The organism is Rhodococcus sp. NPDC055112 (genome assembly GCF_053607505.1).
In genome coordinates, this window is the sequence record NZ_JBSGTR010000050.1 from 13,665 (window position 1) to 27,553 (window position 13,889).

At 68.7% G+C, this 13,889-nt stretch carries 1 protein-coding gene (only partly in view); it reads left to right on the top strand.

Annotated elements, in window-relative coordinates; translation table 11 throughout:
- Window positions 1-13,889, top strand: part of the annotated coding region (locus ACWFRB_RS19725) for a non-ribosomal peptide synthase/polyketide synthase (RefSeq protein ID WP_452642968.1) (this coding region is incomplete at its 3' end). Its footprint extends 16,364 nt past the window's final position; 13,889 of its 30,253 annotated nt are in view.

Consider the following 13,889-nt stretch of genomic DNA (forward strand, 5'->3'; position numbering starts at 1 on the left):
ATGAGGTATCAGTTGAAGCCGACCATGCTCAACGGAGACAACGACGGCCGCAGCTCGATCGAGTGCCAGTCCGATGTCTTTCCGCTGTCGCCCGCGCAGCTCGGAATGTGGTACGCGCAGCATGTCGACCCTGAGGTCCCCATCAACATCGCGCAGTTCGTGGACCTGCGAGGCCCGCTCGATCTGCAGATTCTCGACGACGCCAGCCAGATCGGATCCGCCGAGTTCGGCACCGGGTTCCTCCGCCTGATCGAGGTGGACGGAACACCGCGACAGGTGATCGATCTGACGATCGACGACCATGTCGGCTACCAGGACTTCCGCGGTTACGAGGACCCGGAACGGGCCGCGCAAGACTGGATGCAGGCCGAGTTCAGCGCACCCATCGACCTGCTGGAGGACCGCCTCATCGCCGCGGTCGTGCTGCAGATCGAGGATGATCGGTACTTCTGGTACTCCCGCGTGCATCACATCGCGCTCGACGGCTTCGGTGCGATGGCCTACATGACCCGCGTCGCCGAGCTCTACTCGACGCTGATCGAGGGGCGCGAGCCCGCCCCGTCCAATGCGAGCACGCTGCGCAGCCTCTACGAATCGGAGGTCTCGTACCGCGAGAGCACCCGGTTCCAGTCCGACGCCGCCTACTGGGCCGAGCGTGTCAAGGGCATGGAGGAGGGCACCAGCCTGACCGAGCGGACCGCGCCGCCCGCCGCGCTCAACGGCATTGCGAGCGCGGCGCTGTCCGGCGGCACCGAGGCGCTGATGGCCGAATCGGTGGCCCGGCACGACTCCTCGCCGTCGGGGATGCTCATCGCGGCGTTCGCCGCGTACCTGGCCCAGATGACCGACGCCGGCGACGTGATCCTCAGCCTGCCGGTGACGGCTCGCACGACCGCCTCGATGCGCAAGTCCGGCGGCATGCTCTCCAACGTGGTGCCGCTGCGGATGCACGTGGGCACGGACACGACCGTCGAAGAGCTGCTCAAGTCCGTCCAGGTCGCGGTCACGGGGGCGTTGCGCCACCAGCGGTACCGCCACGAGGACATCCGGCGCGACTCGTCCAACAGCACGATGCAGCGCGAGTTGCTCGGCCCGCTGGTCAACATCATGCTGTTCCACAACGAGCTCGCCCTCGGTCCCGTCGTCGGTGAGCTCAGCATTCTGTCCACCGGCACGGTCGAGGACCTGGCCGTCAACTTCTACCAGAGCGTCGCGGGCACCCGGACGCACGTCGATTTCGAGACCAACCCGAACCTGTACACCGAGGAACAGGCGAAGGGTCACCACGACCGGTTTCTCGCCTTCTTCGATCAGTTCCTCGCCGCGGACCCGGCCCAGCGGGTGTGGGACCTGACCGTCACCACCGAGGCCGAGCGGACGCTCGCGCTTTCGGGTTGGAACGCCACCGATCGGGTGGTCGAGGACGGCACGTTGGTGTCGATGTTCGACGCTCAGGTGGTGCGGTCGCCCGGTGCGGTCGCGTTGTCGTTCGACGGTGAGTCGGTGACCTACTCGGAGTTCGATGCTCGGGTCAATCGTCTTGCGCGACATCTGATTTCTATTGGTGTTGGGCCGGAATCGTTGGTTGCGTTGGCGATGCGTCGATCGATCGATTTGTTGGTCGGTGTGTATGCGGTGGTCAAGGCGGGTGGCGCATATGTGCCGGTGGATCCGGATCAGCCGGCGGATCGTATCGGGAACATCCTCGACACCGCCGCGCCTGCGTGTGTTCTGTCGACGTCGCGTGATGAGTTCACGGCCGCGGGGGACAGCTCTGTCGTTCTGATCGACACGGTGGATCTGGGGGCGTTCTCGGATGCGCCGGTGTCGGATGTGGATCGGTTGGCGCCGTTGGTGTCGGAGAACACGGCGTATGTGATCTTCACGTCGGGTTCGACGGGTCGGCCGAAGGGTGTGGCTGTTTCGCATGCGGCGATCGTGAATCGTCTGTTGTGGATGCAGGGCGAGTATGGGCTGACTGCTGATGATGTGGTGTTGCAGAAGACTCCGGTGACGTTCGATGTGTCGGTGTGGGAGTTGTTCTGGCCGTTGCAGGTTGGTGCTCGGATGGTGATTGCGGTGCCGGATGGTCATCGGGATCCGGTGTATCTGGCTCGGGTGATTGTGGAGGAGTCGGTGTCGACGGCGCATTTTGTGCCGTCGATGTTGGCGGTGTTTGTGGCGGAGCCGTCGGTGGTGGAGGCGTTGTCGTTGCGGCGGGTGTTCGCTTCGGGTGAGGCGTTGCCTGCGCAGACGGCGGCGTTGTTGCGTGGTGTGTTGCCGGGTGCGCGGTTGCACAATTTGTATGGGCCGACGGAGGCCGCGGTGGATGTGACCTTCCATGAGGTGACTGCGGCGGATGAGGTGTCGGTGCCGATTGGTGCGCCGGTGTGGAACACGCAGGTGTTTGTGTTGGATTCGCGGTTGCGTCCGGTGCCGGTGGGTGTGCCGGGTGAGTTGTACCTGGCGGGTGTGCAGTTGGCTCGGGGGTATGTGGGTCGTAGTGATCTGACGTCGGATCGGTTTGTGGCGAATCCGTATGGCGGTTCGGGTGCGCGGATGTACCGGACCGGCGACCTGGTGACCTGGACCGCGGCGGGTGAGCTGGAGTACATCGGTCGCACGGACTTCCAGGTCAAGTTGCGTGGTCTGCGGATCGAGCTGGGTGAGATCGAGGCCGCCCTGCTCGCCGACGAGCGGGTGGCGCAGTCGGTGGCCATGGTGCGCGCCGACGCGGGTGCGGGCGAGCGACTCGTGGCCTATGTGGTGCCCGCCGCGGGCGCGGTCGTTGACGTCGAGGAGCTCGAGACCGGGGTCGCGGCGGTGCTCCCGTCGTACATGGTGCCGTCCGTCGTCGTCCTCGAGGCGTTCCCGCTGAACGCATCAGGAAAGCTGGACCGCAAGGCACTGCCGGTTCCCACCTTCGCGCCCCGCGACGCCGTGTTCCGCGCGCCCCGCAGCCTCTCCGAGGAGATCGTGGCCGGGATCTTTGCCGACGTGCTCGGCCTCGGCCGGGTCGGGATCGACGACAGCTTCTTCGAGCTCGGCGGCGACTCGCTCGTCGCCAACCAGGTCGTCTCCCGCGTCGGAGCGGCGTTCGGCGTCCGGCTCGGGGTGCGGACCTTGTTCGAGGCACCGACGGTGCTGGGGCTCGCCGCGCGGGTCGAGACATTGTCGGATTCGGCCGATGCCCGGCTCGAGTTGGTCGCCCGCCCGCGGCCCGAGTTCATGCCGCTTTCGCTTGCGCAGCAGCGCATGTGGTTCCTCAATCAGTACGACCCGTCCGCTCCCACGTACAACCTGCCCTTCGTGGTGCGTCTGACCGGCCGGGTGGACGCGGCTGCATTGACGTCGGCGCTGGCCGACGTCCTCGAACGCCACGAGTCTCTGCGCACGGTGTTTCCCGACTCCGAGCACGGGGCGCACCAGGTCCTCGTCCCCACCCACGAGATCGATCTGTCCACCGCTGCCGAACCGGTCACGGAGGACGACCTGCCGCAGCAGCTGGCCCAGTTCGCCGGGGTCGGATTCGACGTCACCACCGAGATCCCGATTCGCATCCGGGTGTTCGAGGTGACGGGAGGCGCCGCAACCGAGGAGCGTTCCGAGTTCGCTGTCGCGATGGTGGTACATCACATCGCCGCCGACGGCGTCTCTCTGGCAGTGTTCGCCAGGGATGTCGTGGCCGCCTACACGGCCCGCCACGAGGGCGAGGTGCCTGCGTGGGCGCCGCTGCCGGTCCAGTACGCCGACTACACCCTGTGGCAGCGTGAACTGCTGGGATCCGAGGACGATCAGGATTCGTTGTCGGCCAAGCAGATCGACTTCTGGCGGACCCGCCTCGCCGGGCTTCCCGACCAGCTCGACCTGCCGGCGGACCGCCCGCGCCCGGTCATTCAGTCCTTCGAGGGCGGTCGGCTCGGTTTCGAGATCCCGGCCGCCACCTATGAGGCGCTCGGTGGATTCGCCCGCGCGCGTGGGGTGACGCCGTTCATGGTGACCCACGCCGCGCTGAGCGTGCTGCTCTCGCGGCTGAGCGGCACCTCGGACATCGCGGTGGGCACCGTCGTCGCTGGACGCGGCGAGCAGGCGCTGGACGACCTCATCGGCATGTTCGTCAACACGCTGGTGCTGCGGACCGAGGTGGACCCGAACACCTCGTTCGCCGACCTGCTGACCCGGGTGCGAGACGAGGATCTCGCCGCGTTCGGCCATGCCGACGTGCCGTTCGAGCGCCTCGTGCAGGTGCTCAACCCGGCACGATCGACCGCCCGTCACCCGCTCTTCCAGGTGGTGCTGTCCTTCGAGAACATGGACAGGGCCGAGGTCGAGCTGCCCGGACTGACGGTGTCGGCCGACGAGGTCCGCGTGGACGTGTCGAAGTTCGACCTGCAGCTGACGATCGCGGAGCGGGCGCTCGATCCCGGGGCTGCCCGGACGGGTGTTGCCGCCGAGTTCATCTATGCGAAAGACCTTTTCGACGAGTCGACGGTCAACGGATTCGCCGAGCGGTTCGTCCGCATCCTGGATGCCGTCCTCGCCGACCCCGGTGCACCGGTCGGCGACGTCGAGATTCTCGACCCCAGCGAGCGTGCGGATCTCTCCGACCGGTGGGGTGGCGTGCTGCCCTCCGTGCCGTCGGACCTGCCTGCGCCGCAGACGATGGACCAGATCTTCGCGGCGGCCGCCGTCGTGGACCCCGACGCGATCGCGCTGGTGGGCGCCGGCGGACGGGAGCTGACCTACCGCGAACTCGACGAGCGGTCCTCACGCTTGGCGCGTGTCCTGATCGCCGAGGGTGCCGGCCCGGAATCCACGGTGGCCGTGGCGATCACCCGATCGATCGAATCGGTGCTCGCGGTCTGGGCAGTTGCGAAGGCCGGTGCCGCGTTCGTCCCGGTCGATCCGAACTACCCCGCCGAGCGCGTCGCACACATGGTGTCCGACTCCGGCGCGGTGATCGGTGTGACGCTCGGGGAGTTCGCGGACCGGCTGCCCGTTGCGCTGCGTTGGTTGGCGCTCGACGATGCCGAACTCGTTCGGCGTAGCGCGGACTTCTCGTCCGCTCCGGTGTCGAACGCCGACCGGACCGCTCCGCTTCGGCTCGAGCACCCGGCCTACGTCATCTACACCTCGGGGTCGACCGGTCGTCCCAAGGGCGTCGTCGTCACCCATCTGGGACTCATGAACGTCGTCGAGCACCAGAAGGTCCACTACCGCCTGGCGTCGGATTCGCGTTCGCTGCACGTGGCCTCGCCCAGCTTCGACGTCGCGGTCTACGAGGCGCTGATGGCCTTCGGGTCGGCGGCGACCATGGTGATCGTCCCGCCCGGCGTGTTCGGTGGCGTCGAGCTCGCCGAGCTGTTGCGCGATCAGCGGGTCACCCACGCCATGATCACTCCTGGCGCGCTCGCGACGGTGGATCCGAGCGGACTCGACGACCTCGCGACGCTGATGGTGGCGGGTGAGGCCTGCCCGCCCGAGCTGATGGCGCGGTGGTCGGTGGGTCGCCGCTTCATCAACGCCTACGGTCCTACCGAATCGACAGTGCTCGCCACCAGCACAGGTGTGCTGTCACAAGGCGACCTGGTCACGATCGGCGGCCCGGTCGCAGGCCTCGGCGCGCTCGTGCTCGACGGACGGCTGCACCCGGCGCCCGCCGGTGTGGTCGGAGAGTTGTACGTGTCCGGACCCGGCCTGGCACGGGCCTACCGTGGTCGCCCCGATCTGACGTCCGAGCGTTTCGTGGCCAACCCGTTCGGGGAGCCGGGACAGCGGATGTACCGCACCGGCGACCTGGCGCGCTGGACCGCCGACCGGGAGATCGAGTACCTGGGCAGGTCGGATTTCCAGGTGAAGGTCCGTGGGTTCCGGATCGAACTCGGTGAGATCGACGCCGTCCTCGCGGCGCAGCCCGGCGTCGACTTCGCGGTGACCATCGGTCACCAGGGCGCAGGGGGCTCCACCTCGCTGGTGTCCTACCTGTGCGGAGCCGACGGAGTCGACCTCGATGTGGCCGCGATCAGGGAGGCCGCCGCGCATGTCCTACCCGCGCACATGGTGCCCTCGTCGATCATGGTCCTCGGTGCGATTCCGCTGACACCGGTCGGCAAGCTCGATCGAAAGGCCTTGCCGGAACCTGTCTTCGAGCTCCGAGCCTTCCGTGCCCCGTCGACGCGGTTCGAGACGATCGTCGCCGAGGTGTTCGCCGAGGTGCTCGGCCTCGAGCGGGTCGGCGTCGACGACGACTTCTTCGAGCTCGGTGGCAACTCGCTGATCGGCACCCAGGTGACCGCACGGCTGGGCGCCGCGCTCGACGCGACCATCCCGGTCCGCGCGCTGTTCGAGTCGCCCACCGTCGCCGCACTCGCCGTGCGCGCCGAGTCCTACCTCGGCGAGCGCCGGACGGCGCTGACCGCGGGTGAGCGCCCCGATCGCATTCCGCTGTCGCCTGCGCAGCAGCGGATGTGGTTCCTCAACCGATTCGATCCGGAGTCGGTGGCATACAACCTGCCGCTCGCGATCGCGATGTCGGGCGAGCTGGACGTCGACGCGCTCGAACTGGCCGTCGCGGATGTGATCGGGCGCCACGAGGCGCTGCGGACGATCTACCCGGAAGCCGAGTCGGGCGCGCACCAGGTGGTGCTCACCGCCGAGGGGGCCGCGCCCACGCTCGCCCCCGTGGCGGTGGCGGAGACCGACCTGATCGGTTCGCTCGCCGCGTTCTTCTCGACCGGTTTCGATGTGACCGAGCAGGTTCCGCTGCGGGTGGTGCTGATGCAGACCTCCGCGACCGAGCACGTGCTGGCGATGGTCGTGCACCACATCAGCGCGGACGGCTGGTCGATGGCTCCGCTTGCCCGCGATGTGATGGCCGCGTACGTGGCGCGGGCCGCGGGTGTCGAGCCGGTCTGGACGCCGTTGCCGGTGCAGTACGCGGATTACGCGGTGTGGCAGCGTGAGGTGCTCGGTTCCGAGGAGGATCCGGCGTCGGTGGTGTCGGCGCAGTTGGCGTACTGGACCGGGGCGCTGGCCGGCTTGCCGGATCAGTTGGATCTGCCGAGTGACCGGCCGCGGCCGGCGGTGGCGTCGTACCGCGGTGCGATGCACCGGTTCTCGATCGATGGGGATCTGCACCGGTCCTTGAGTGGGCTGGCGAGTGAGCAGGGCGCGACGCTGTTCATGGTTGTGCATGCGGCGCTGTCGGTGTTGCTGGCTCGCCTGTCGGGCACCTCGGACATCGCGATCGGTGCGCCGGTGGCCGGGCGTGGCGAGGCAGCGCTCGATGACCTGGTCGGCATGTTCGTCAACACGCTGGTGTTGCGGACCGAGGTGGACACGGACCGCTCGTTCACCGAGATCCTCTCGCGGGCTCGGGAAACCGATGTGGGTGCGTTCGGGAATGCGGACGTGCCGTTCGAGCGGTTGGTGGAGGTGCTCAGCCCGACGCGTTCGCAGGCGCGGAACCCGCTGTTCCAGGTGGTGCTCTCCCTGCAGAACCAGGCACGCACGGAACTGGAGCTGCCGGGCCTCACTGTTCGGGCGCTCGAGTACGACGAGCAGATCTCCAAGTTCGACCTCCAGCTGAACCTGACCGAGACCACCGGCGACGATTCCGGGGCGTCCGGTCTGGCGGCTGAGCTCACCTATGCGACCGATCTGTTCGACGCGGAGACGATTCACGAGTTCGAGCGCCGCTTCGTCGGGGTCCTCACGGCGATCGTGGCCGACCCGGGTGCGCCCGTCGGCGACATCGACCTGCTCGGAGCGGACGAGCGTGAATGCGTTCTGACGCAGTGGAACTCCTCCGGTATCGACTCCGGCGTCGAGCGGACTCTGGTGGCAGGCTTCGAGGAGGTCGCGGCCCGCCGCGCCGACTCGGTCGCGGTGCGGTTCGAGGGCGTGTCGCTGACCTACCGGGAGCTCGACGAGCGGGCGAACCGCCTGGCCCGGGTGCTGATCGAAGCAGGGGTGGGCCCGGAGTCGCTGGTGGCGGTGGCGCTGCCTCGATCGGCGGACCTGGTGGTCGCGCTGGTGGCCGTGCTCAAGGCCGGTGGTGGGTACCTGCCGGTCGATCCGACCTACCCGGCGGACCGCATCGAGTACATGCTCTCCGACGCATCACCGGTGTGTGTGGTGACCTGGACCGGTCGCGAGATCGGGCTGCCCGCCGGGCTGCCGGTGATCGAGCTCGACGCCGTTGACCTGGACGCGGTCTCGGCCGCGGCGATCGCGGATGCGGACCGCCGTTCCCCGCTGCTGCCGGACAACGTCGCATACGTGATCTACACGTCGGGTTCGACGGGTCGTCCGAAGGGTGTGCAGGTTCCGCACCGGACCGTCGGTCGCCTCATGTCGAACACCGAGGACCGGTTCGGTTTCGACGAGTCCGACGTGTGGACGATGTTCCACTCGTACGCGTTCGACTTCTCGGTGTGGGAGCTGTGGGGCCCGCTGCTCTATGGCGGCACCCTCGTGGTCGTCGACTACTACACCTCGCGTTCGCCGGAGCAGTTCCTGGAGCTGCTTGCGCGCGAGCGGGTGACGGTGCTCAACCAGACGCCGTCGGCGTTCTACCAGCTGGTCGAGGCGGACCGGCAGGTTCCGGCCGATCTGGCGTTGCGGTACGTGGTCTTCGGTGGTGAGGCGCTCGAGCTGCGTCGCCTGAGCGACTGGTACGACCGGCACCCGGACACCGCCCCCACGCTGGTGAACATGTACGGCATCACCGAGACCACGGTGCACGTGTCGTACCGCCAGATCGACGCGGTGATGGCGGCGTCGGCGTCGGCCTCGGTGGTCGGCCAGGCGATCGCGGGATTGCGCGTGTACGTGCTCGACGAGCGACTCAGCCCCGTTCCCGTCGGCGTTCCGGGTGAGATGTACATCGCCGGTGCGCAGTTGGCGCGTGGCTACCTCGGACAGCCGGCGCTCTCGGCGTCCCGGTTCGTGGCCGACCCGTTCGGAGTGGACGGTTCGAGGCTGTACCGGTCGGGCGATGTGGCGCGCTGGAACCGTAACGGGGACCTCGAGTACCTCGGCCGCGCGGACGACCAGGTGAAGGTGCGTGGCTTCCGCATCGAGCTCGGCGAGATCGAGTCGGCGCTGCTGGCCCAGGAGTCCGTCGCACAGGTCGCGGTGATCGTGCGCGAGGACGTCCCGGGTAGCGCGCGGCTGGTGGCCTACGTGGTGCCCGCCGCCGGTGTGACGGTGGACGTTCCCGCTGTGCGCGAGGGTACGGCCGCGGTGTTGCCGGAGTACATGGTGCCGTCGGCGTTCGTGGTCGTCGACGAGATCCCGCTGACGGCAAACGGCAAGCTGGATCGGCGGGCGTTGCCCGCTCCCGCCGCCGAGGTCCGAGAGTTCCGTGCGGCGTCGACACCCGCCGAGGAGATCGTGGCAGGCGTGTTCGCCGAGGTGCTCGGGCTCGAGCGGGTCGGTCTGGACGACGATTTCTTCGAGCTCGGCGGCAACTCGCTGATCGCCGCTCAGGTCGCGGCCCGGATCGGCGCGGCGCTCGACACCCGCGTCCCGGTGCGGATCCTGTTCGAGGCCTCGACCGTCGTCGCGCTCGCGGCCGCGGTCGGCGTCCTCGCGGGCGAGGGCGGACGCGTGGCACTCGTCGCAGGGCCGCGCCCGGAGCGGATCCCGCTCTCCTCGGCTCAGGCGCGGATGTGGTTCCTCAACCAGTTCGACACCGAGTCCGCGATGAACAACATTCCGGTCGCGGTGCGGCTGACCGGTTCGGTCGATTTCGAGGCGCTGCGTGCCGCGGTCGCCGACCTGCTCGACCGCCACGAGGTCCTGCGCACGGTGTACCCGGACACGGCCGATGGTCCGGTCCAGGTGATCGTCCCTGTCGCGCAGGCGATGCCCGATCTGACGCCCGTCGCGGCGAACGAGAGCGAGATGTTCGAGGCGCTCGTTCGGGAAGCGGCGACCGGGTTCGACGTGACCGATCAGGTCCCGTTGAGGGTGACGCTTCTGCAGACCTCGGCTACCGAGTTCGTGCTGGTGTTCGTCGTGCACCACATCAGTGCCGACGGCTGGTCGATGGGCCCGCTGGTGCGGGACGTGATGGCCGCGTACGCAGCGCGCGCCGCCGGTGCTGCGCCGGCATGGTCGCCGTTGCCGGTGCAGTACGCCGATTACGCGCTGTGGCAGCGCGAGCTGCTCGGGTCCGAGGAGGACCCGCAGTCGTTGGTGTCGACGCAGTTGCGGTACTGGTCGGAGGTGCTGGCCGGGTTGCCGGACCAGCTGGACCTGCCCAGTGACCGGCAGCGGCCGGCGGTGGCGTCGTACACGGGTGCCGCACACCGGTTCACGGTTGACGCGGACCTGCACCGCGAGCTCGGCGGGCTGGCCCGTGCTCAGGGCGCCACCCTGTTCATGGTCGTGCACGCGGCGCTGTCGGTGCTGCTGGCGCGGCTGTCGGGTACCTCCGACATCGCGATCGGCGCGCCGGTCGCGGGACGCGGCGAGGCCGCGCTCGACGACCTCGTCGGTATGTTCGTCGGCACCCTCGTGCTGCGCACCCAGGTCGATTCCGGCGCGAGCTTCGAGGAGATCCTCGGGCAGACCCGTTCGGTCGACGTCGCCGCATTCGCCAACACCGACGTGCCATTCGAGCGCCTCGTGGAGGTGCTCAGCCCGACCCGTTCGCAGGCGCGGCACCCGCTCTTCCAGGTGGCGTTGACCTTCCAGAACATGGACGTGCCGACGCTCGAACTGCCCGGCCTGACCGTGAGCGGCGTCGAGATCGACGCGCGGGTCGCCAAGTTCGACCTCCAGGTCACGATGGCGGAGACGTTCACCGCCGACGGTGCGCCCGCGGGCATGACGGCGGAACTGACCTACGCCACCGATCTCTTCGACGATGTGACGATGCACGCTTTCGCACGGCGATTCGTGCGGCTGCTCGCCGCGGTGGCGGCCGACCCGGCAGGCACGGTCGGCGACGTCGACCTGCTCGCGGACGTCGAGCGTCGCCAGGTGCTCGAGGAATGGCCGGTCGCGGGACCGGACGCGGGTGTCGACGGCACCCTGGTCGAGTGGTTCGGAACCGCTGCTTCCCGATTCCCCGACCACGTCGCGGTGCGCTTCGGCGAGGGACAGCTGACCTACCGTGAGCTCGACGAGCGGACGAACCGCCTGGCGCGCACGTTGATCGAGGCCGGAGTCGGACCCGAGACCCTCGCCGCCGTGGCGTTGCCCCGCTCGCTCGACCTGGTGGTCGCGCTGGTGGCGGTGCTCAAGGCGGGTGGCGGCTACCTGCCCGTGGATCCGACCTACCCGGCGGATCGCATCGAGTACATGCTGTCCGACGCCGCGCCGGTCTGCGCGATCGCGGAGTCGAACAGCACGGTCGTCTTCCCCGAGTCCCTCGCGGTGATCGAGTTGGATGTGGTGGACCTGTCGGAGGTCTCGGCGGAACCGGTCACCGATGCCGAGCGGGTGTCCCCGCTGCGTCCGGGCAACGTCGCATACGTGATCTACACGTCGGGTTCGACGGGTCGTCCGAAGGGTGTGCAGGTTCCGCACCGCACCGTGACCCGCCTGATGCGGAACACGGAGCGACGGTTCGACTTCGACGAGAACGACGTGTGGACGATGTTCCACAGCTACGCGTTCGACTTCTCGGTGTGGGAGCTGTGGGGCCCGCTGCTCTACGGCGGCACCCTCGTGGTCGTCGACTACTACACCTCGCGTTCGCCGGAGCAGTTCCTGGAGCTGCTTGCGCGCGAGCGGGTGACGGTGCTCAACCAGACGCCGTCGGCGTTCTACCAGCTGGTCGAGGCGGACCGGCAGGTTCCGGCCGATCTGGCGTTGCGGTACGTGGTCTTCGGTGGTGAGGCGCTCGAGCTGCGTCGCCTGAGCGACTGGTACGACCGGCACCCGGACACCGCCCCCACGCTGGTGAACATGTACGGCATCACCGAGACCACGGTGCACGTGTCGTACCGCCAGATCGACGCGCAGACGGCCGCCGCGGCGTCGGCGTCGGCCTCGGTGGTCGGCCAGGCCATCGACGGCCTGCGCGTGTACGTGCTCGACGAGCGGCTGCAGCCCGCGCCGGTGGGCGTGCCGGGCGAGATGTACGTCGCCGGTGTGCAGTTGGCGCGTGGCTACCTGGGGCAGCCGGCACTGACCGCCGGTCGATTCGTGGCCAATCCGTTCGATGCGCAGGGGTCTGCGCTGTACCGCTCGGGCGACCTCGCACGCTGGAACAGCTCGGGTGAGCTCGAGTACCTCGGCCGCGCGGACGACCAGGTCAAGGTGCGTGGCTTCCGCATCGAGCTCGGTGAGATCGAAGCGGCTGTGCTGGCACAGGACTCGGTGGCACAGGTCGCGGTCATCGTGCGCGAGGACACCCCAGGAAACCCGGTGCTCGTCGCCTACGTGGTGCCTGGTGGGTCGGATCTCGATGTCGTCGCGGTGCGCGACGGCGCCGCGGAGCGACTGCCCGAATACATGGTGCCCTCCGCTTTCGTGGTGCTGGACGAGATCCCGCTCACGGCAAACGGCAAGCTGGACCGGAAGTCGTTGCCTGCCCCGGTGATCCAGGCTCGGGAGTACCGCGCCCCGTCGACACCCGCCGAGGAGATCGTGGCAGGCGTGTTCGCCGAGGTGCTCGGGCTCGAGCGGGTCGGTCTGGACGACGACTTCTTCGACCTCGGCGGCAACTCGCTGATCGCCGCTCAGGTCGCGGCCCGGATCGGCGCGGCGCTCGACACCCGCGTCCCGGTGCGGACGCTGTTCGAGGCCTCGACCGTCGCCGCGCTGGCGGCTGTCGTCAGTGGTCTCGCAGGCAGTGGAGCCCGTCCGGCACTCGTCGCTCAGGCCCGCCCGGAGCGGCTTCCGCTGTCGCTGGCGCAGCGTCGGATGTGGTTCCTGAACCGATTCGACACCGAGTCCGCGATCAACAACATCCCGATGGCGATCCGTCTCTCCGGTGCACTTGACCTCGCCGCGATGGGGGTCGCGCTGGCGGACGTCGTCGCCCGGCACGAGTCGTTGCGGACGCGTTACCCCGAGACGGAGGACGGCCCGATCCAGGTGATCGAGGCACCGGAGGCGCAGACCGGCGAGCTGATCCCGGTTCCGGTCAGCGCGGACGAACTGCCGCACCGTCTCTACGAACTCGGCACCACGCAGTTCGATGTGACTGCCGAGATCCCGTTGCGGATCAGCCTCTTCCAGCTCGACGAGTCCGAGTTCGTGCTCGCCGCGGTGGTGCACCACATCGCCGCAGACGGTGCGTCGATCGCGCCGTTCGTTCGCGACATCATGACCGCCTACACGGCAAGGAGGGTCGGCGAGGCCCCGGGTTGGGCGGAGCTGCCGGTGCAGTACGCCGACTACGCGCTCTGGCAGCACCGGGTACTGGGGTCGGAGGACGATCCGCAGTCCACGATCTCGAGCCAGCTCGACTACTGGCGCGGCGAGCTGGCGGGCCTGCCTGCGCAGCTGGACGTGCCGAGTGATCGTCCGCGGCCTGCGGTTGCCACCAACCAGGGCGCGACGCGGCGGTTCGAGATCGAACCCGTTCTGCTGGCACAGCTCGAAGCAGTCGCCAAGGAATACAACACGTCGTTGTTCATGGTCATGCACGCGGCCGCGGCCGTTCTGCTGGCCCGACTGTCGGGCACGTCGGACATCGCGATCGGTACGCCGGTGGCGGGCCGTGGCGAGGCGGCGATCGACGACGTCGTCGGCATGTTCGTCAACACCCTGGTCCTGCGGACCGAGGTCGACACGGCGGAGTCGTTCGCCGGCCTGTTGTCCCGGGTCCGCGCGAGCGATCTGGGCGCGTTCGGGAACGCCGACGTGCCGTTCGAGCGGCTCGTCGAGGTGCTCAATCCGGCCAGGTCACAGGCGCGGCACCCGCT